This window comes from Halomonas garicola, assembly GCF_055382465.1.
This window is the reverse complement of sequence record NZ_AP043931.1, coordinates 547,687-568,022: the sequence shown is the minus strand read 5'-3', so window position 1 is coordinate 568,022 and position 20,336 is coordinate 547,687. Positions and strand designations below refer to the sequence as shown.

Genomic DNA, 20,336 nt, shown 5'->3' with positions numbered 1-20,336 from the left:
GGCATACCTCTATGATTGCCCGCGCGGCGCAGCGGTTGTCCCTTTCGTTCCCACTACACTGCGCCACCGAGCGCACGGATGGCATCATGCAGGCGCTGCCTTTCGCCACGATTGCTCTTGTTCTCTATCTCGCTGCCGCCATTTGGCAGGGCATGACGCTTCTGCGTCGGGTGCCCCCGCGCCAGGGCATTGTCCGCCTGCTGGCCGTGGTGGCGCTGCTTTTGCACATCCCCGCGATTATCGAACTGCTGAGCCGCACGCCCGGCTTTCTGCCCGGCTTTACCACCAGCGTGGCGCTGTTCATGGCGGTGGCCGCCAACGTGGTGCTGGTCGCCAGCCTGTTCAAGCCGGTGCTCAACGCCGGCATTGCGCTTTTTCCGCTGGCCGGGGTGGCGCTGGTGCTCGCCGCGGGGCTGCCAAGCCACGGCATTCAGGGCGACATTACGTCGGGCATCCTGCTGCACATCGTCACCTCGACGCTAGCCTTTGCCGTGCTTGCCATCGCCGCGGCCCAGGCGGTGCTGGTGGGGCTGCAGAACCAGGCGCTGCGCCATCACCATATCCGCGGCATCGTCCAGTCGCTGCCGCCGCTAACCACCATGGAGCGGGTGCTGTTTGAGCTGATCTGGGCCGGCATGGTGCTGCTCAGCATCTCCATCGTCAGCGGCCTGATCTTCATCGACAACATGTTTGCCCAGCACCTGGTGCACAAGACCGTGCTTTCCTTTGTCGCCTGGGGCGTGCTGGCGGTGCTGCTGACCGGCCGCTATCGCTTCGGCTGGCGGGGCATGCGGGCGGTGAAGTGGACGCTCTGGGGCTGCGGCTTTTTGCTGCTCGCCTACTTCGGCAGCAAGTTCGTCCTTGAAATCCTGCTCACCCCCTGAGCCGCTGACTCCCGCCTTGATACCTTGCTTGACACCCCGCAGCGGGGCTTTTAACAATCAAGCTTGAAACGCGACCCTGAAACGGCGACAGAGGAACCTTCCACTTGAACGACGACTTCCCTCTGGGGTTACTGTTCGGCCTGCTGGCGCTGCTGATCCTGCTATCGGCGTTTTTCTCAAGCTCCGAAACCGGCATGATGTCGATCAACCGCTACCGCCTGAGCCACCACGCCAGCGCCGGCGATAGCCGCGCCCGTCGCGTTGTTCGCCTGCTCGCGCGCCCGGACCGGCTGATCGGCATGATCCTGATCGGCAACAACTTCATCAACAACCTGGCGGCCTCCATCGCCACCATCATCGCCATCCATTTTTTCGGCGAAGTCTCGGGGCCGGCCATAGCCACCGCGCTTCTGACCATTGCCATCCTGATTTTTTCCGAGGTCACGCCCAAGACCTACGCCGCGATCCGCCCCGAGCGCATTGCCTATCCGGCGTCTTACGTACTCGAGCCGCTGCTCAAGCTGCTCTACCCGCTGGTGTGGCTGGTCAACATGATTTCCAACGGCCTTTTGCGACTGGTCGGCGTCAAGCGCGTGGACGGCGGCGGCGACAGTCTCACCCAGGAGGAGCTGCGCACCGTGGTCCACGAAGCCGGCACGCTGATTCCCTACCGCCACCAGGCGATGCTGCTGTCGATTCTCGATCTGGAAAACGTCACCGTGAACGACATCATGGTGCCCCGCCACGAGGTCATCGGTATCGATCTTGATCACAGCCTCAAGGCCATCCTGACCCAGATCCGCACCAGCCAGCACACCCGCCTGCCGGTCTACAAGGGCGACATCAACAACATCATCGGCATGCTGCACCTGCGCAACGCCGCGCGCTTTCTATCGCGCGCCGAAATCACCAAGGCGGCGATTGTCCAGGAGGCGCGGGAGCCCTACTTCATTCCCGAGTCCACTCCGCTGCATACCCAGATGCTCAATTTCCAGCAGCAAAAGCGCCGCATCGGCATCGTGGTGGACGAGTACGGCGACGTGAAGGGGCTGGCGACGCTTGAGGATATTCTCGAAGAGATCGTGGGGGAGTTCACCACCGACGTGTCCGAGGCCCGGGAGATCTACCCCCAGGACGACGGCAGCCACATCATCGAAGGCACCGCCAACATCCGCGAGGTCAACAAGGCGCTGGGCTGGGATCTGCCCACCAACGGCCCCAAGACGCTCAACGGGCTGATCCTTGAGCACCTGGAGTCGTTTCCCCAGGGCCCAGCCAGCCTGCAGATTGGCAGCGTGCGGCTGGAAATCATCGACATCCGCGGCAACCTGATCACCGCGGCGCGCTGCTGGCAGCCGGCGCGGCGCTAGTCGACCCCGCCGCGGCGGATCTCCTCGTCGGCGCCGGCCTTGAGCACGCGCACCCGGGCTTCAAAATAGCGGCACAGCGCCTCGTTCTGCACCGCCTGAGGATCAACCGGCTCGCCAAAATGCAGGCTGACCCGAGCGCGAAAGCGCCCGGGGGGGTGGCTCAGCGCCGGCCCGCCGCAGTGCGACGTCCAGGAGCCCCAGAGGCCGGCAAGCCCTGCCGGGATCACCGGCACCGTATTGCGCGCCAGAATCGTCTCCAGCCCGCGGCGAAACGTCTGCACCTCGCCGTCGGTGGTCAGCTTCCCCTCGGGAAACACCATGACCACTTCGCCGTTGGCGAGCGCCTCGCTGATGTCGTCCAGCGCCCGGCGCAAGGAGCCGGGGTTGCGCCGCTCGGACTCGATGGGAATCGCCCCCACCAGCAGGAACAGCCACTTGAGCCAGGGCGAGTCGTAGATTGGCTGATCCATGACAAAGCGCAGCGGGCGCGAGCAGGCGCCGCCCAGCACCAGCGCGTCCATGTAGCTTACGTGGTTGCACACCAGAAGCGCCGCCCCTTGGCGGGGCACGTGCCGGCGGCCGCGCACCGTCAGCCGATAGCAAAGCCGCACCAGCGCCAGGATCACGTAGCGGATGAGTCGGCGCACCACCAGGCGCTGTCTTCGCGGCCTGGGTGTCACTCGGCCGGCCCCCGATCGCGCAGCCCGGCCAGTACCGTGGTCAGCAGCTGGTCCAGCAGCTCGTCGATCTTGAGCTGCTCGCCCTGCCAGTAGCCCAGCCGCTCGTTGAGCCCGAGCTGCACCAGGCCGTGGACGCTGCCCCACAGCATGCGCCCCAGCTGGCGCGCCTCGAGCTCGCCAAGCGCCGGCTGGAAGTTGCGCAGGCAGGTTTCCACCTCGACGAACAGCGCCTCAATCAGCCCGCTCTGGCGCTGGTCGAGCTCGCCGCCGTCGGCCAGCGGATAGTCAAACAGCAGCTGCCAGCGGAAGCAGTCCTCGGCGGAAAACTGCCAGTAGGCATGGGCCAGCGAGCGCAGCCAGGGCTCCGGCGCGTCGGTTTTGAGGTTGCTGATGATATATTGCAGCCGCGACAGGGTTTCGACGTTGACGTACTGCAAGAGGTTGTGAAAACTGCCGTACAGCTTGAGCAGCGTACTCGGCGCGCAGCCGACTTCCCGGGCAATGGCACGCAGCGACAAATCGTGAACCGGCCGGGAGGCTAACCAGCTATCGCAGACCGCCATCACCTGCGCATGGAGGGTATCGGGCGCATGCTGTCTTGGACGGGCCATGGCAATCTCATCGGGTTGGCGTAAGGGCGTTGGCGACAACGGCGAAACCGGCACGTTGATCCGTGCTCTGGCGTTTGCGCTTTAACACGGACGAACGAGGGCTTAGGATACCCCAGATCGAACAGCGTTTTCGAGTCGCTTTACCGCCTAACCGCGTGCTGTCATCGGCACCGGCGCCATCCACTACCGCTGAGGCGCACATGACCGGACGCCTTTATGTTCCCCCGCTGGACCTGCCTCGGCTGCTGCCCGACCTGGCCGCCGCCGACACGCTGACGACTTCGCCCAACCTGGCCCCGCGCCGGGCGGTCTCGGCCGTGCGCCAGGAGCAGGGCGAAAATCGCCTGTCGCCGCTGTTCTGGGGGCTGACGCCCCCCTGGCTCGAGGTGCTCGACCACGCGCCCCACTGCGCCCGGGCCGAGTCGCTTGAGTCCCGCGCCATGTTCCGCGATGCCTTTCACGCCCGGCGCTGCCTGATCCCCGCGGGCGGCGTTTACGTGTGGAAGCCAAGCCCTCGGGGCAAGCAGCCGTATATGATCACCCAGGTCAGCCGCGCGCCGCTGCTGCTCGCCGGGCTGTGGTGTCGCTACCACACCACGCTCACCGCGTTCAACGACTCCGCGGCGCTGATCACCGTGCCCGCCAGCCCCTGGCTTGCTCCGCTGAGCGACCGCCTGCCGGCGGTGATCGACCCGGCCGACGCCGGATGCTGGCTGAACCCGGATACGCCTGTTGAGCAGGTAAAAACCTTGCTGACCCCGGCCCCGCTGGAACTATTGGGCGCTTTCCCGGTATCAAGGCAGGTCAATAACCCCGCTAACCAGTCTCCGAGCTGCGCCCATCCCGTCGGCCCGATGCTGACCTGGCAACCCTGATTACAGGAGACACGATGCTGTCACGCTTTTGTTTTCTTCCCCCCTCTCTAACGCGATCATTGACGCGCCGCGCCCCGCTGGCGCTGGGCGCTGTGCTCGTTGTCGGTACCGCCGGGCTGCCTGCCAAGGCCGACTCGTCGTCGCCGGACTCGCGCATTGCCGAGGTCCAGGCGCCGATCACCAGCCCCTTTGACAGCCGCGACTACCGCGTACTCACGCTGGAAAACGGCCTGACCGCCCTGCTGGTCAGCGACCCCGAGGCCGACAAGGCCGCCGCCTCGATGAACGTAAGCGTAGGCAGCGCCCAGGACCCCGACGACCTCCAGGGCCTGGCCCACCTGCTCGAGCACATGCTGTTTCTGGGAACCGAGCCCTACCCCGAGCCCGAGGCCTACCAGACCTATATCACCCGGCACGCCGGCGCGCACAACGCCTTTACCGCCCCCCAGGACACCAACTACTTCTTCGACATCGAGCCCTCTGCCCTGCCCGGGGCGCTTGACCGCTTCAGCGCCTTTTTTCTTTCGCCGCTGTTCAACGCCGACAAGCTCTCAAGCGAGCGCAGCGTGGTGGATTCCGAATACCAGGCGCGCCGGCGCAACGAAAGCCGGCGGGAAAACGACGTGCTCAACCAGGTGCTCAACCCTGATCATCCCGGCACGCAGTTCTCCGTGGGCAGCGTCGAGACCCTGGCCGATCGGCCGGCAGGCGAGCCGTCGCTGCGCGAGCGGGTCATCGACTTCTATCGCGGCTACTACGACGCCAACGTGATGCACCTAGCCGTAGTCGCGCCCCAGCCGCTGGACGAGCTTGAACAGATGGTCATCGACCGCTTTGCCGCCATTGCCGACCACGAGCTCGAAAGTCCGACCATCGACGAGCCGCTGATCGACAAGGACTCGCTTCCCGTCTATCTGGAGCGCCAGACGCTGACCGACAATCGCCAGCTGCGCTTTCTCTTCCCGGTGCCCGACCCGCTGGAGGAATACGCCCACAAGCCCGCCCAGCTGCTGGCCCACCTGCTGGGCGATGAGGGCGAAGGCAGCGTGCTGGCCGCGCTGCGCGACGCCGGGCTTGCCGACGGCCTGTCGGCCGGCGTGGGCCGCCGCGACGGCAAGGACGCGCTGTTCACCGTCAGCATAAGCCTCACCCCCGACGGCGCCGAGCGGCTGGACGACGTTCAGGCGACGCTCTTTGCCGCGATCGACAACGTCGCCGCCGAAGGGCTGGAAGCATGGCGCTACGACGAGCAGGCCGCCCTCGAGCAGCAGTCGTTCCGCTTCCAGCAGCACGGCTCGCCCCAGCATGAAGCCTCCGAGCTTGCCATGCGCCTGTCGCGCTACCCGGTCAAGGACGTGCAGTACGCGCCCTACCGCATGGACGGCTTTGACGCCGAGCGCGCCCGCACTTACCTGGACGCGCTGACCCCGGACCGCATGATCCGCGTGTACTCCGGCCCCGAGGTCGAAAGCGAGCGCGTCTCGCCCTGGTTCGATACCCAGTGGCAACAAACCCCGGCCGCCGAGGGCGGTACCGCGTTACAGGGGCTGGCGCTGCCTGAGCCCAACCCTTTCATCGCCAAGGATCTGACCCTGCAAAGCGGCCACGATGACGCCCCGAGCATTGTGGAAGACACCCCCCGCTTCACCGCCTGGCACCAGCAGGTCGAACGGTTCGATACGCCCAAGGTGGAATGGCGCGTTAGTCTGCAGCACCCAAGCGTGCGGCGCTCCGCCGAGGAAGCCGTGCTCGACCGCCTGCTGGCCGGCTGGCTCAACGATAGCCTGAACGAGGCGCTCTACCCCGCGCGGCTCGCCGGGCAGTCGTTCAGCGCCTACGCCCACGCCCGGGGCATGACGCTCGCCTTTTCCGGCTGGCGCGACGGCCAGGCGCCGCTGATCACCCGGGTGATCGAGCAGATACAGCGCGGCGATATTACCCCGGGTAGCTTTGAGCGCGTGCAGCATCGGCTCGAGCGCCAGTGGCGCAATGCCCCGGACTCGGCGCTGTTTGGCCAGGCGCGGCGCACCCTGAACCAGGCGCTGCTGGCCCCGCAGTGGTCCGTAGAGGAGCTGCTTGCCGCCAGCCAGCGCCTTGAGCGCCACCATCTGGAAGACTTCCGCCAGCGCTTTCTCGGCGAGCTTTACGTTGACGCCATGGCGGTGGGCAACCTCGACGCCGATCAGGCCCGGGAACAGGCCCAAAGCATCAAAAAGCAGCTGAATCCGCGCCTGACCCGCGAGGCCATTCCCGCGCTTGAGCCGCTGGCCGTCAGCGCCGACGACGGCGTACTGCGCCCCCACAGCACCCGAGACGAAGCGCTGGTGCTGCGCTACCTCCAGGGCGACAACGCTACCCCGCGCCAGCAGGCTGCCGTCAGCGTGCTGGCCCAGTGGCTGCAGACGCCGTTTTATCAGCAGCTGCGCACCCAGGAGCAGCTGGGCTACATCGTCAACGCCGGCTACTACCCGCTGCTGGATGCCCCGGGCCTGGCCCTGGTGGTGCAGTCCCCGGGCAGCGACAGCGCCACCGTTGCCGAGCGCATGGGCACCTTTATGGCCGACGTGGACGAACGCCTGAAGTCCCTGGACGATGAGGCCCTTGCCCCCTACCGCCAGGCGGTGCACAGCAAACTCAGCGAGCGCGCCACCGGCCTTGGCCAGCTGGCCGACCGCTACTGGCAGGCCACCGCCCTTGAAGACGTCCGCTTTGACCGCCGCGAGCGCCGCGCCGAGGAGGCGCTTGAGGTAAGCGTCGAGGAGCTGCGCAACCTCTGGGCCAAGCTGCAAAAGCGCCGCCTGGACATCCGCTTTGACCCGGGCGACGAGCCCAGCGACGTCGGCGCCTACCGCGACGAGCTGAAGACGTTTACCGCTGACGACTAATCGCTTAGCGCTATAGAATTGGGTAGGGGCCGGGGTTACCCCCGGCGCCCTCCCACACCACCGTACGTACCGTTCGGTATACGGCGGTTCATGAAGAACGGCTAAGCCCTCTTACCGTATCGAGTACCGAGATCAGGCCTTGCCGGTCGAACCACATGCGTGGCAGGGCCTGATTCATGTGCGAGGCGCCGGCATTCCACCAGGGACCTCGTCCATTCCCCGCTGACTTCCAGGCACGTTGGCTACCCAGACCCAGCGCCAGAAGCTTGCGGCGCCGAGTTTTCGGACGTTTCCATTGCCGCCAGATCACGCAACGCAGTCGGCGACGTATCCAGCGCTTCCAAGGGGCGCTTCACGTCGACGAGACTGAAGTAGCTGGCCCAGCCCTGCAGGACGGGAGCCAGCTCTTGGGTGATACGCCGAATGTTGCGCCCCCTGCCGCGCTTGAGGATATCGCGGACACGCTGCATCAAGCGCTGCATGCTGGCCTTGGCGATGGTCAACTTCGGCAGCCTGTACCGAGTCAGCGTATAGCCCAGATACCCCCGGTTCCACGGCCGGTCCACCGCGCTCTTGTCGTGATTGACCGTCAGCCGGAGCGAATTCTCGAGAAAATCACTCAGGCTGGCCATCAGCAGGTCGTGATTCACTCGGTCGAAGAAGGCTTTCAGGTCGAGGTCGACCACCCAACGGTGGCCGGCGGTGACGTGAGCCTTCATGGCCGAGGCGGCCTGCTGGATCAGCCGGTCGCTGACCGTGGGGATGCCGAGCTGTCGCGCCCCGCCCTTGGGCTTGGGGATCTCGACGGCTCGAACTGGACTGGGGTGGTACTCTCCGGCCAGCAGCCGCTCGCGCAGCGTCGGCCAGTATTGCTTCAGGTGATCGGCCAGCTGGTCCACCGGCATGCCATCGGTACCCGGTGCCCCCTTGTTGGCGACCACCCGACGGCAAGCCTGCTGCATGTTGTCGGTGGCGACCACCGCTTCCATGAGCGAGGCGGGCTCCGCGTTCGTCCACGATGACGACGCCGGGACCGTCTCGACGCCCACCGGCTGGAGCTCGGAGTACTGCCCCTGCCCCTCTGGGTGGGTGACGGTATTAGCGCCAGTTGCTGTCTTCATGATCGGTCCTCGAGACGTCATCGCCTACTCGCGGTTCTTCATGTTCGGCCCTTGGTGCCGCGGTCAACCGGCACGTACTATGGCCTCTGCTGACGTCTGGCGGTCCATCCCGTCGCCTTTCGACGCCGGTAGCACCGTGGCAGACCGCCAGACCTCCCAGGGTAAGACGCGCGACCTTCCTCCCATCTACCCGCCGCATTTACCTCCACACCTTCCGGATGGCTATTGGGCTTCGAGTCTCATTGCCCTCTCGCCCAGATGTGGCTGCCTCATATGCGATTCCTGTTCGTCGGGCCGGGAGTTTGCCTTCAGCTTCCTTCAGATTCCGCCTCGCGGCGGACACCCTTGCTGTTCGGCTAGCGGTTCCCGCTATCAGGGTCCGCAGGGGACTTTCACCCCCAAGTCATCCCGAGGCACCACCCTCGGGAACAGCACCTATCGGTGCTACGCGCCATGCCTGGCGCACAACGCAAAAGGCCGCTACCTCCGGGTAGCGGCCTTTTTTATTCCAACTCTGTTTATCCATGCCCTTGATACGCTATGGCGAGCACTTACTCTCTTGCGTCATTGCGTATAGGGACTCCTCCCCGGTTGCAAGCCTCGAAAGCCTGAAAAACACAGCCGATGCGTGCGTATAGTCGGTCTTTATACGGGGTCGCTATCCCCTGACCCTGATGAACGTCGCGCACCTTCTCTCCTCAACGAGCATTAGGCCTTTCAGCCATCGCAATGATCAGGTTTTGAGAAGGTCGGTCTGACCTGTTTTTCATCCCTCGTGGCTCGGCAACAAGGTGATGGCACTAGCGTGCCAGCATCCCCTGTACTGGTGGCCAACCGGCCATCAGCACTGGAATTCGGTGTCTACATCATCCGCCCGGTACGTCGTGTTGCCGTGCAGCAGCGCCCAGGCCACTCGCACGGTTTTGTTGGCCAGGGCAACGGCCGCCTTGTTCTTGCCCACGCGGTCGACCAGCGCTCTCAGCCAGTGGCTTTTGCTGTCCTGCTTGTCGCCCAGCCGCTGGATTACCGAATGCGCCCCGCGGATCAGCGCGGCCTTGAGGGAGATCTGGCCGGTTCGGCCTATCCCCGTCATGGCCACCTTGCCGCCGCTGCTGAACTGGCGCGGTGTCAGGCCCAGGTAGGCCGACGCCTGTCGTCCTTTGCTGAACGCCTTGCCGTTACCCAGGGCGCTGTAGAGCTGGGTGGCAACGACGGGGCCGACGCCTTCCACGGCCTGCAGCCGCTGACACGCCGGAATGGCGCGGCTCAGCTGCTCCATTTGCTTGTCCAGGCGGTGAATGCGCTCATTTTGATGGTCCAGCTCGGCCATTTGGTCGGCCAGCAGCTCGCGTATCGTGAACGTCAGTTCGTTCTCCGCGTCCTCCAGCACACGCCACAGGGTCCGCTTCAGGGCCGCCTGACCGCGCCCGGAGACAATGCCGTATTCCTGCAGCAGGCCATGTACCTGGTTGATCAGCTGGGTGCGCTGTTTGATGTAACGATCTCGGATGCGATGCAGGCTCTGCAGGTCCTGCTGCTCCAGGTTTTTCTGAGGCACAAAACGCATGTGGGGTCGCAACCCGGCCTCCACGATCGCCAGCGCATCGTTGGCATCGGTCTTATGCCCCTTGCGAAACGGGGTGACAAACTGCGGTGCAATAAGCCGTACCTCATGCCCCATGGCCTGGAACTGCCGCGACCAGTGATGCGAGCCGCCGCAGGCCTCCATGAAGACGCGACAGCTTGGCTGACGCCGCAGGTAATCCAGCAGCTCCGCGCGCTTCAGCACTTTGTTGGTACGAACGCGTTGTTGACGGGTATTCACGATGCACACCTGAAACGCCTGCTTTGCCAAATCAATGCCAATCGCCGTATGCTGGTTCATGACTCTTCCCCCTCTTTTGGTGGTCTCAACGCCATTCTGCCCGATGAGGCATCGGAGTGGGGAGGAGTCCCTTTCATTGAGCGCAGCGAAGCAATCTCGGGGTTTCCTGTTGCCGGCAGAGTAAGGAGATCGCCGCGCGAAGTTTATGCCCGCTTTCCGGGTACTTGCGATGACTCGATTTCAGGTGCGGCAGCTGGTTCAGGCAACCCTGCGGTCTGCATCGCCCGGCACAGCCGGCCTCCTACGAAAACCTGCTGTAGAGCCTGCCTGGTTTTGCTTACCCCTCAAACGCCTGGGCGGGCAGCATGGCTTCCACAAACATCACCAGCTCTTCGAGGATCTGCCGGGCGCGGTCATCCAGCGGCTGCTGGTTGTACTGCTCGATCTCCCGGGCAAAATCCTTGAGGGTAAAGCCGGCAAGCGCCGGGTCGTTCAAACGTTCCCAACGGAACGCTTCCCACTGGGCAAGCTCTTCGCCTTCCAGGGTTTCCGGGTAGCTGCGCGCCCGGTAGCGAAACACCATCTCCTCAAGCCGCGAGTCCTGAAAGGCAAAGCGCTCGCCCACCAGGTCCCAGGCCGGGGTCTGGCGCACGCGCTCCATTTGCTGGCGGTCGGACTTGGAGAAAAAGCCCCCGGAATACAGCATCAGATCCGGATCCTGCACCTCGTCAGCGTAGGGCGCGTTAAACACCTCGGCTGCCTTGGCGGCAACGCCGGAGGCCTCGTACAGCGTCTTCCAGTGGCGGCGACAGAGGGGCAGGTCGATCCCCAGCCGCGCGACGATATCGCCGTACTCGCCCTTTTTCGGCCCGTCGATATCCTTCAAAAAGCTCGCCGGGAACAGCACCGGGCAGCGGTTGATATGAATCACCTTGAGCGGAATGCGCGTTTCCCCCTCGCTCAGGTCCGCCTGGCTGACAAACACCCGCTCGCGGATCTGCTCGGCGGAAAGCTCGAGCATGGCGGTCGGCTCAACGCTCAGATCGTAGACGATAACGCCGTTGGGGTTGGTGGGATGCTCGGCCAGCGGCATCACCAGCGCGCTGCAGCCGCGGCTGGCCGGGTAGCGCCTCGAGATGTGTAAAAGCGGCTTGGCACCGGGCAAATCCAGCTCCCGGGATACGGCCCGCTTGCCGCGCCGGGCCAGCAGGTAGTCAAACAGGCCGGCGTTTTTCTCGCGCATCAGCCGCGCCAGCGCAATGGTCGCGCGCACGTCGGCAAGGGCGTCGTGGGCGCCGGCGTGCTCGATGCCGTTGGCCGCGGTCAGGTCTTCAAGCTTGAAGCTGGGCGCGCCGTCGTCGCGCAGCGGCCACTCGATGCCGTCGGGGCGCAGCGCGTAAAACGCCCGCACCACGTCGATCAGGTCCCAGCGCGAGTTGCCGTTCTGCCACTCCCGGGCGTAGGGGTCGATCAGGTTGCGGTAAAACAGCTGGCGGGTGATTTCGTCGTCGAAGCGCAGGCTGTTATAGCCCAACGCGCAGGTGCCGGCCTCGCTCATATGGCGCAGCACCTCGCCGGCAAACTCGGCTTCCGGCAGGCCGTGACGGCGCGCCTTTTGCGGCGTAATGCCGGTAATCAGGCACGCCACGGGGTGCGGCAGGTCGTCATCGGCGGGCTTGCAGTAAAGCTCCACCGGCTCGCCGATTTCGTTGAGCGCGGCATCCGTGCGGATGGCCGCAAACTGGGCCGGCCGATCCCTGCGCGTATCGGCACCAAAAGTCTCGTAGTCGTGCCAGAGAAAACTGGCCGGGGCGGCAGTGGATGGCGCCATGAAAAATCAGTCTCCCCCTCAGGTTTTGGGCAGGGTCACGTTAAGCTCCAGCACCGAGCAGCTGTCCTCGCTGTCCATGGAAATCTGCACGGCATCGTCGTCGATATCGACGTAGCGGCGGATGACTTCGACCAGCTCGCGCTCCAGCTTGGGCATATAGTCCGGCTGGCCACGCTGATTACGCTGGTGGGCCACGATGATTTGCAGGCGCTCTTTTGCCACCGGCGCCGACTTTTTACGCTCGCGCTTTAAAAACTCCAGCAGTTTCACCGGCGACCTCCTCCGAACATGCGGTTTAGCAGGCCCTTCTTCTGGGCTTCATGGAAACGTAGCGGGATATCTTCACCCAGCAGACGCGACACGGTATCAGTGTAAGACAGGCCGGCATCGCTGGACGAATCGTGGGTGACCGGCACGCCCTGATTGGACGCCCGCAGCACCGCTTCGGACTCGGGAATAAGCCCCAGCAGGTCAATCGCCAGAATTTCGCGGATATCGTCAAGGGTCAGCATGTCGCCGCTGGTCACGCGGTTGGGGTTATAGCGAGTGATCAGCAAATGCTCCTTGACCGGATCTCCCCCCTGCTCGGCGCGCTGGGTCTTCGCCGCCAGCAGCCCCAGAATACGGTCAGAGTCGCGCACCGACGAGACCTCGGGGTTAGTCACCACGATAGCTTCGTCGGCATGATACATGGCCAGCTGGGCGCCGCTTTCGATCCCCGCGGGGGAGTCGCAGATAATGTAGTCGAACTGCTCCTTGAGCTTGTCGAACACCTCTTCGATACCTTCCCGGGTGAGCGCCTCCTTGTCGCGGGTTTGCGACGCCGGGAGGATAAACAGGTTTTCCACGCGCTTGTCGCGAATCAGCGCCTGATTGAGCCCTGCCTCGCCCTGGATGACGTTGACCAGGTCATAAACGACCCGACGCTCGCAGCCCATGATCAAGTCCAGATTGCGCAGGCCCACGTCAAAATCGATGACCACGGTTTTCTTGCCGCGCATCGCAAGCCCGGTAGAAATGGCGGCCGCGCTGGTGGTTTTGCCGACCCCTCCTTTGCCTGAGGTCACTACAATGATTTTGGCCAAGGTTACTGTCCTTTAGGTAACGCCCATCGCATACGCAGATGGCAACACATCGTCTGCCGCGCAGGCTGCTGCGCACGGCTCACACGACAAGCGCCTGCGCTATGCAAGGGGCTTGATCTCAAGTTGCTGATGATAAAAACGCACTTCGGCGGGCGCATCCAAAAGCTGCGGGTCAATGTCTTCCAGGCGCTTGTAATTGCCGGCAACGGACAACAGCTCCGCCTTCAGCTCGCGACAAAAAATGCCCGCTTCCAGATCGCCGTGAATGCCGGCCAGCGCCCGCCCGCGCAGGGCGCCGTACACATGAATATTGCCGGCGGCCAGCACTTCTGCCCCGGCGTTGACCGCCCCGATCACGACCAGATCGCCGTCGGCCGAGCTGACCTGCTGGCCGGAGCGCACCGTGCCGCGGTACAGCCGGGCCCCCACCACCGGCGCCATGTCCGGCGGCGGCTCGGCGGCCGCGGGCTCCACCGGTGCCTCGGCAGGCGCCTCGGTGGGGGCGGCTTCGGGGGTTTTCTCCACGCTGGTCAACCGCCGGGCGCGCTGCTCTTCGACCGGCGCAAACCAGCCAAGGCCCAGCGCCCAGGCCGACTGGCGTACCGGGTCAGCGCCGCCGCGTACGGCAACCGGCAACAGCTTGTGGTCCCGGCACACCGCGCAAATGCGCTCCAGGGCCAGATGCGGTTCATCCAGTTTTTCCACGCCAAGCACGACCGGTGTATGCTGAAAGAAAGCGGGCGACTGGTTACGCTTGCTTTCCAGCTGCTGGCGGATACGCTCGGGGTCGGCGCTGCCAAGCTCCATCACGGTCATGGGCAGCATGCCGCCTTTAAACGTAAAGGCCTCTTCGGCACCATCCACATTGAGGCTCATGGCCGAAACTCCATGTTGGGATCGGTAAAATAAACGGTAGCGCACCCGTCACATGCGCCGGACGGTGGGGCGATACTCCCCGCAACACCGACCATGCCACCGCCAAAGCTAAGCGACAGCGTGGGCAACTGCAACCACCAACTGCCAATGGCTTGTTTTTTTCACGTTCGGCCCTTTTTTATGCAGGATGAGACATGCAAGGACTGTTACGTCGCCTGTTTGCCCCTCGCTGGCAGCACCCTAGCTCCGACGTCCGCCGCCGGGCGCTCGAGCAACTCGACCCTAGCCGCCCCGAGGACCGCCGCGGGCTTGAAACCCTGACCCGGGACAGCCACGCCGACATCCGCCTGGCGGCGCTGTGCGCCCTGGACGACCTCCCGGGCCTGGCGCACGCCTTTGCCGAGCGGTCCGACGATGACGCCTGGCGGGAAGCGCTAATCGCGCGGCTGTGCGGCCGCGAGGGCCAAAGCCCGCTTGCCGAACGCCAGCGCCAGCTGGAACAGCTTGACGATGCCCGGCTACTGCGCGACGTCGCCTTTCAAGGGGACAATCTCGATTTACGCCTGGCCGCCCTTGCCCGCCTCGACGACGAAAGCGATCTGATTGACCAGGCCTGCCACAACCGGGTGGCCACGGTTCGCCACCGAGCGGCGCAGCGCGTATCGAGCGAAGCCGGGCTCAAGCGGCTGATGAAAGAGTCGCGCCGGGACCGCCAGGTGGCCCAGCGGGCACGCGAGCACCTTAATCGCCTGAAGGCCGATGCTCAATGGGTGCGCGACCAACAGCAGCGCCGCGACGCCCTGCTTCAGCAGCTGGAAAGCCTCGCCCGCTCGGTGTGGGAGCCGCACTACCAGGCCCGCCTGCGCCACCTGCAAAAGGAGTGGGAGGCCCTTGCCCACCCGCCGGGCAGCGACGCCGAGGCGCGCTACCAGCACGCCGTTACGCGCGGCGAAAAAACGCTCCACGATCACGCCGCCGAAGAGCACGCCCGGGAACAGCATCAGCACCGTCAACGGTCCGCAGAAGACGAGCGCGAAACGCTTCTTGTGGCGTTTGAAAACAGCCTGGACGAGCTCTGCCAGGGCCAGGCACCGAGCGCCCAGAACTTCGATAGCCTGCGCGCCCAGCGCCGGCTCGCCGGCCAGCAGTGGCAGGCGCTCTCCGACATTCACCCGCCCGACGAACCCGCCCGCCAGCGCTACGCCCGGGCCATGAAGCGCTACGAGCGCTATAGCGCCGCCTGGCAGCGCTACCTCGACGCCGCCGACGGGCTTCAGAACGCGCTGGATAACGCCGATAGCGGGGCGCTTACCGAGCAAGCCGACGCCTGCCAGTGGCCGGATGAGCTGCCGCTGCCGCCGCTGCTTGCCCAGGCCCGGCGGCAGGCACAGCAACAGGACGCCCCCAGGACCGATGCCGAGCCGCACACCCTGGGCCAGGCGCTTAGCACCCTGGAGCAGCACCTCGAGCGCGGCGAATTCAACGAGGCCAGCCGCCTGCACCAGCAGCTCAAGCCCCGCGTTCAGGCGCTTCGCGGCCCCGACAGCGAATCGCTCCAGGCACGCCTGAGACAGCTCGGCGCAAGGCTTGCCGAGCTGCGCGACTGGCGCGGCTTTGTCGCCGGCCCCAAACGCGAGCAGCTGTGCACCAGCATTGAAACGCTGGCGGATAACGCCGACCTCACCGACACCGCGCTGGATCGCCGTCACCGCCAGCTGGTCAAGGAGTGGAAGGCCCTGGGCGACGCCGCCGCCACCCGGGAGATGTCGCACCGCTTCCGCGCCGCCTCGGACCGTATTCACCAGCGCCTCAAGCCCTGGCGCGAGAGCCTTGACCAGCAGCGCAGCGCCAACCTGGCCGCCCGGGAAGCGCTCTGCGAACAGCTGGAAATGCTGCTGGAACAGCCCGCCGACAACGCCGACCCCGACGCGCTGCGCCAGATCCGCGACCGCTCGCGCTATCAGTGGCGAGAATACTCCCCGGTCCCCCGCCAGCACTCTGAAGCCGTGGGCCGACGCTTCGGCCGTGCCCGCCACCGCCTGCAGGCGCTGATCGACCGGCGCGCCCGGGACATTGCCGCGCAGAAACGCGCCCTGGTAGAGCAGGCCCAGGCGCTTGAGCACGGCACAGAGCCGCTCGACGCGCGCATCGAACAGGCCAAGGCCCTGCAGCAGGAGTGGCGCCAGCTCGGCCGCGCGCCCAAGGGCGAAGAAAAGCCCCTGTGGCGCACCTTCCGCCGCGCCTGCGACCGTCTGTTCGCCGCGCGCGACGCGCACAGGACCGAGCGCGCCGAGCGCCAGCAGCAGCGCCTGGACGCCATGCAGGCGCTGCTTGACCGCATGGATGCCTGGCAGCCCCAGCACAGCACCGACGCGCCGACGCTGGAGGCTTTTTTACAGGAAGCCGAAGCGCTTGAGCCCCTGCCCCGGGGCCGGCGCAGCGACGGCATGCGAAAGCGTCTGACCGGCATCACTCGCGCCCGGCGCGAGCGGCTTGATCAGCTCGAAACCGATGCTGTCATTACCCGCTGGCAGCAAAGCGTCCCGCTGCTCAATGCCCATCTGGCGGCCGACCAGGCCGCGCTGGACGGCGACGCCGTCCGCGAAGTAGACGCCGCGCAGGCGCTCGACGCCCCGCTGTTCGAGCGCTTTACCGAGGCCCACCGCCAGCGCAACGCCAGCCGCCACCGGGCGGAGCGCTTTGACGCCCGCGCTCATGAATCTCAGCGCGATAGCCTCGCTCGCCTGCGCGTACACCTCTCGCTGCTGGCCACCGGCCAGGTGCGCCAAAGCGATGAGCCGCTGCGCCTGGCCATCCAGGTGGAGCGCCTCAACGAGGGGCTAGGGCTGGGTCACGAGCGCAGCACCGCCGACGAGCTGGGCAGCCTCCTCGCTGACCTGCTCGCCCTGGGCCCCATGCCGCGGGAGCTCTGGGGCGCCAACGTCAACGACTTCGACGCTCTGGTGCATCAGCTCTCCGGCGGCCAGGGCAACGAAGCGTCCGCTGAACATAAAGATGTTTGACATCTCACAAAAACCCACTATACTGTGCCCCACGTTGATGCGGGGTGGAGCAGTCTGGTAGCTCGTCGGGCTCATAACCCGAAGGTCATCGGTTCAAATCCGGTCCCCGCTACCAATATTTCGAGAGGCAGATCAGTAACTTACTGGTCTGCCTTTTTTGTGCTGGGTGAAAGAAAAACCGCCTGTGACATATATGTGACACCGGTGTGACCCAGCGCTCGTATTTTGCTTGGCAGCGGGATATTGGTTAGGGGCTTGACGCACTTATGAAGTATTTGGGCTATGGATCCTCCTCGGACAATGGTTCATACCATGGACCATTACACTTCGGGACTGAACACCTAACGCCGACAGCCGCAACTTCGTGCTGTGCCCGGGCAAGCAATATGACCGCTCGCCCTGCGGCACTGGAACCAGTGCCAAACTGGCCTGCCTAGCTGAAGATGGCAAACTGGCGCCTAGACAAAACTGGCGGCAAGCGAGCGTCACGGGCAGCCAGTTTGATGCGTATTACGAGCGGGAGGAGAACTCTGTGCGCCCCTACATCCGCGGGCAAGCTTATCTGAGCGCCGATACAACGCTCATCATCGATGAAAACGATCCTTTTGCCTGGGGAATAAACGCCTCGTGAGATACGCGCGGCGCTTACTGTTTACCGACGGCAAGGTAATGTCACGCTTGGCGCGACATCCCGAGTAGCACAATGCCAGCCATCACTATGCCGCCCCCGACAAGCTGGATGCTGGAAAGCGCCTGTCCCAGCACCAAAAACCCCAGCACCAGCGCAGCCACGGGCTCTGCGTTCATGGCCGGAGCGTTACGCGCGATATCGAGGCGCGGCAGGCAAATAAACAGCACCGAAAAGGCCACGCCGTAAAGCAAGGCCAGCGTGACGAGGCTCCACAAGCCCCGGGCTGATTCCGGCAGCGCCATGCCGCTCGGCACCAGCCCTAACCCGCCTGCCAGCACCATGACCAGCAGCACCGTGGCCATGGTTAACAAGCTTCGCAAGGTACTGCTGACTCCACCGAGCCGGTGCTCAGTGAGCCATAGCGCACCAGCATAAGCCGTCGCCGACCCCAACCCGAGCCCAACACCACTCAGCCAGCCGGGTCCCATGGCCTCCGAATTGGCGAGCCATGCCGGCACCTCAAGCACCACCACCAGCCCTGCCAGAATAATCGCCATGATCAGCGCCATTCGCCCGCTCGGCCTTGGTCCGCCCAGCGCCCAAGTCAGCACTCCCAGCTGGATAGGAAAAGTATTCATCAACAGCAGCGCCACAACGACGGGAATCCGCGCGACTGCCGAATACAGGAATAGGCTTTGTACCGCAATCAACAACCCTGCCAGCATCAGCCAGGGTCGACTCTGTGTCGGTAACACCAAGCTTTTGCGCTGCACGACCACAAGGGCGCCCAACACCATCACCGCGACAGCAGCGCGCACAAGGATCGCCAACAAGAGTCCCGTTCCATTATCGAAAGTGACCCGCGCTGCCACATGATTGCCGGCAAACATCGTCGCCACGCCCATCAACACCAGCAAAGCCAGCGGACGAGGAAAGAAACGCGGAGCTGCCGCAGCGGTAGAGAAGGAAGACATGAAACACTTCTATGTGGCAAATAGGCGAGACAATATTGGCGCCCTCAATGGGCAAGTGCAACATCCACCCATCCGGTATGATTTGGTCCCAATGAACAACCGACATGCAGGAGATGGCACGCGTCAGAAAAATTCTGATCAAAAAATAAAAAATGACGGCAGTTTCTTAAGTGTCGGGTCCCGCGTAATTAATCAGGCGGGACCCGACAGCATAACGAGTTCCATAACTCGTTGGACCTGGAACTTGAGACCGCCGTCTTTTCTGAAGCTTCCCTGCCCCCTGCCTGAGCGCATTTGTGATCCAGGTCAGGCAGGAACCCCCTTGCTATGGTAGGTTGGTTTGCAATATTAGCTACCATAATTTGAGATATTTCGGAGGCCATTATGTACCAGTCTATCCTGGTGCCCGTTGACGGCTCAGATCAGTCCCGCGCAGCGCTCGAAGTAGCTACCAAGCTTGTTGCTGCCGATGCAGGGGGCCTGTACGTGCTGAATACTCAGGAGGCGCCTCCCGCCGAGGATGGCATAGGCAAAGTAGTAGGGGTGCCCGCGCTCAATGCGGAGGAACTCGTGCAGCGGAAAGGGCTGGACGTCATCGAGCAGGTCTGCCAGCAGGTCGAGATCGATAGCCCCCAGGTGCAGCCCATCGTGCGTGCAGGCAAGCCGGCGCAGGTCATCCTGTCGGAAGCGAAGCGCCTGGGCGTTGAGGCCGTCGTGATGGGAAGCCGGGGTAATAGCAACATCAAAAGTCTGGTGGTAGGCAGCGTTTCCTACCGGGTGATGCATGTGGCGTCCTGCGCCGTGATTGTCGTTGGCTAGCCCGTGCGCTTTGACGGAAAGAGCCAAGCGCTAGGCGTATGGCCCCGGAAAGTAGAGAATAGAATCTTCATGAAAACTCTCGGGCTCATCCTGCCCGCATTCAAGAATAAAACCAACGGGCGTTTTGCCCTTCAGCGCCCGTTTCAAGCTGAAGCCCCTACGCCGGCTTACGCGCCAGCATGGTGGAAAATTGCAGCTGCGCGCCGTTGTGCATGGTGCCCAGAGCTTCGTTGTATTTGACCAGCTCCCAGCCGTCATAGGCCTCGCGTAGCTGGCCTTCCTGCAGGGTAAAGGGGAAAGGCATCGGGCAAGGGTGTTCCTGGGTACTCATGGCGCAGACGATGAGGTTGTAGCCGCCGGGCTGGGTGTGTGCCTGCATGTCGGCCAGCACCGCGGGAACGCTTGCCGGGTTGAGAAACATCAGCGTGACGGTACAGGCGATAAAGCCGTAATCGGCGTCAAGGGCAGCGGTGCTGATGTCGTATACCTGCGCCTTGACGTTGGTGATGCCTTCCGCATCAACCATTTGCTGCAGGCTACTGATCGCACCGGGGTTACTGTCCACCGCGGTAACGTCAAAGCCGAGCCCGCTCAGATATAGCGCGTTGCGTCCGCTGGAGCAGCCCATGTCCAGGGCATGGCAGGGCTCAATCACCTTGCACGCTTCTACCACTTCGCTGTGGGCAGGGTTCAAGCCGTAGCGGCTGTTCAAATCGGAGGTCATGGTGTCCACCTGGAGCTGTTGAAAAGGTGCACCTATATTACCACTTTGCTCGCAGGAGCAGGGTGCACTATCCGGGCATTTTCGCCAGTGTATTGCTTCAGGTCATCCAATCAGCTCCGCTA

At 64.2% G+C, this 20,336-nt stretch carries 17 protein-coding genes and 1 tRNA gene; 8 read left to right on the top strand and 10 right to left on the bottom strand.

Annotation, left to right across the window (positions count from 1 at the left end; all coding sequences use genetic code 11):
- The first annotated feature begins 86 nt into the window (after positions 1-86).
- Together ACZ46Y_RS03020 and ACZ46Y_RS03015 are read left to right on the top strand one after the other, a co-directional pair.
- Entirely contained in the window at positions 87-884 is a 798-nt protein-coding gene (locus ACZ46Y_RS03020; RefSeq protein ID WP_311954839.1) for a cytochrome C assembly family protein, read from the top strand.
- Positions 885-988: 104 nt separating this feature from the next.
- Entirely contained in the window at positions 989-2,254 is a 1,266-nt protein-coding gene (locus ACZ46Y_RS03015) for an HlyC/CorC family transporter (protein WP_311954840.1), read from the top strand.
- Here the strand turns inward: ACZ46Y_RS03015 and ACZ46Y_RS03010 are convergent.
- Together ACZ46Y_RS03010 and ACZ46Y_RS03005 are read right to left on the bottom strand one after the other, a co-directional pair.
- Complete coding sequence (locus tag ACZ46Y_RS03010) at positions 2,251-2,904, bottom strand: 1-acyl-sn-glycerol-3-phosphate acyltransferase (RefSeq protein WP_311954889.1); 654 nt, start codon at positions 2,902-2,904, stop codon at positions 2,251-2,253. The genes ACZ46Y_RS03015 and ACZ46Y_RS03010 overlap by 4 nt on opposite strands.
- A 26-nt stretch (positions 2,905-2,930) precedes the next feature.
- Positions 2,931-3,545: a TetR/AcrR family transcriptional regulator gene (locus ACZ46Y_RS03005; RefSeq protein WP_311954841.1), complete on the bottom strand. Its 615-nt coding sequence runs from the start codon at positions 3,543-3,545 to the stop codon at positions 2,931-2,933.
- Between the two features lie 200 nt (positions 3,546-3,745).
- Here ACZ46Y_RS03005 and ACZ46Y_RS03000 point away from each other — a divergent pair, with 200 nt between their 5' ends.
- On the top strand, positions 3,746-4,420 hold the full coding sequence (locus ACZ46Y_RS03000; RefSeq protein ID WP_311954842.1) for an SOS response-associated peptidase: 675 nt from the start codon (positions 3,746-3,748) through the stop codon (positions 4,418-4,420).
- A gap of 14 nt (positions 4,421-4,434) precedes the next feature.
- Positions 4,435-7,305, top strand: coding sequence for an insulinase family protein (locus ACZ46Y_RS02995; protein ID WP_311954843.1), 2,871 nt, complete (start codon positions 4,435-4,437; stop codon positions 7,303-7,305).
- Between the two features lie 242 nt (positions 7,306-7,547).
- Here ACZ46Y_RS02995 and ACZ46Y_RS02990 read toward each other — a convergent pair whose 3' ends face one another.
- From ACZ46Y_RS02990 to minC, 6 genes are all read right to left on the bottom strand, one after another.
- A complete protein-coding gene (locus ACZ46Y_RS02990; protein ID WP_311954844.1) occupies positions 7,548-8,426 on the bottom strand; it encodes a group II intron maturase-specific domain-containing protein in 879 nt (292 codons plus the stop codon).
- 841 nt (positions 8,427-9,267) lie between these two features.
- Positions 9,268-10,311, bottom strand: a complete 1,044-nt coding sequence (locus tag ACZ46Y_RS02985) for an IS110 family RNA-guided transposase (RefSeq protein WP_311954845.1) — start codon at positions 10,309-10,311, stop codon at positions 9,268-9,270.
- A gap of 277 nt (positions 10,312-10,588) precedes the next feature.
- A complete protein-coding gene (sbcB, locus tag ACZ46Y_RS02980; protein ID WP_311954846.1) occupies positions 10,589-12,082 on the bottom strand; it encodes an exodeoxyribonuclease I in 1,494 nt (497 codons plus the stop codon).
- Between the two features lie 18 nt (positions 12,083-12,100).
- Complete coding sequence (minE, locus tag ACZ46Y_RS02975; protein WP_311883150.1) at positions 12,101-12,352, bottom strand: cell division topological specificity factor MinE; 252 nt, start codon at positions 12,350-12,352, stop codon at positions 12,101-12,103.
- Positions 12,349-13,167, bottom strand: coding sequence for a septum site-determining protein MinD (minD, locus tag ACZ46Y_RS02970; RefSeq protein WP_311883152.1), 819 nt, complete (start codon positions 13,165-13,167; stop codon positions 12,349-12,351). Before minD ends, minE begins: the two co-directional genes overlap by 4 nt.
- Before the next feature lie 99 nt (positions 13,168-13,266).
- Positions 13,267-14,043 (bottom strand): septum site-determining protein MinC, encoded by a 777-nt coding sequence (gene minC, locus ACZ46Y_RS02965; protein ID WP_311954847.1) that lies wholly within the window; start codon positions 14,041-14,043, stop codon positions 13,267-13,269.
- A gap of 194 nt (positions 14,044-14,237) precedes the next feature.
- On the opposite strand from minC, the gene ACZ46Y_RS02960 reads away from it, so the two are divergent.
- The 3 genes from ACZ46Y_RS02960 to ACZ46Y_RS02950 all read left to right on the top strand — a co-directional run bounded on the left by ACZ46Y_RS02960 (position 14,238) and on the right by ACZ46Y_RS02950 (position 17,697).
- Positions 14,238-17,066, top strand: a complete 2,829-nt coding sequence (locus ACZ46Y_RS02960) for a DUF349 domain-containing protein (RefSeq protein WP_311954848.1) — start codon at positions 14,238-14,240, stop codon at positions 17,064-17,066.
- Between the two features lie 38 nt (positions 17,067-17,104).
- Positions 17,105-17,181, top strand: a tRNA-Met gene (locus ACZ46Y_RS02955).
- 249 nt (positions 17,182-17,430) lie between these two features.
- Complete coding sequence (locus ACZ46Y_RS02950; protein ID WP_464380072.1) at positions 17,431-17,697, top strand: proline racemase family protein; 267 nt, start codon at positions 17,431-17,433, stop codon at positions 17,695-17,697.
- A 41-nt stretch (positions 17,698-17,738) separates the two neighbouring features.
- On the opposite strand, the gene ACZ46Y_RS02945 is transcribed toward ACZ46Y_RS02950, so the two are convergent.
- Entirely contained in the window at positions 17,739-18,671 is a 933-nt protein-coding gene (locus tag ACZ46Y_RS02945) for a DMT family transporter (protein WP_311954849.1), read from the bottom strand.
- A gap of 384 nt (positions 18,672-19,055) precedes the next feature.
- Between ACZ46Y_RS02945 and ACZ46Y_RS02940 the strand changes: the two genes are divergently transcribed.
- Positions 19,056-19,490, top strand: a complete 435-nt coding sequence (locus ACZ46Y_RS02940) for a universal stress protein (protein ID WP_311954850.1) — start codon at positions 19,056-19,058, stop codon at positions 19,488-19,490.
- A gap of 157 nt (positions 19,491-19,647) precedes the next feature.
- On the opposite strand, the gene tehB is transcribed toward ACZ46Y_RS02940, so the two are convergent.
- Positions 19,648-20,214 carry a tellurite resistance methyltransferase TehB gene (gene tehB, locus ACZ46Y_RS02935; protein ID WP_311954851.1) on the bottom strand — a complete coding sequence of 189 codons (567 nt, stop codon included), beginning with the start codon at positions 20,212-20,214 and terminating at the stop codon, positions 19,648-19,650.
- Positions 20,215-20,336: the final 122 nt, after the last annotated feature.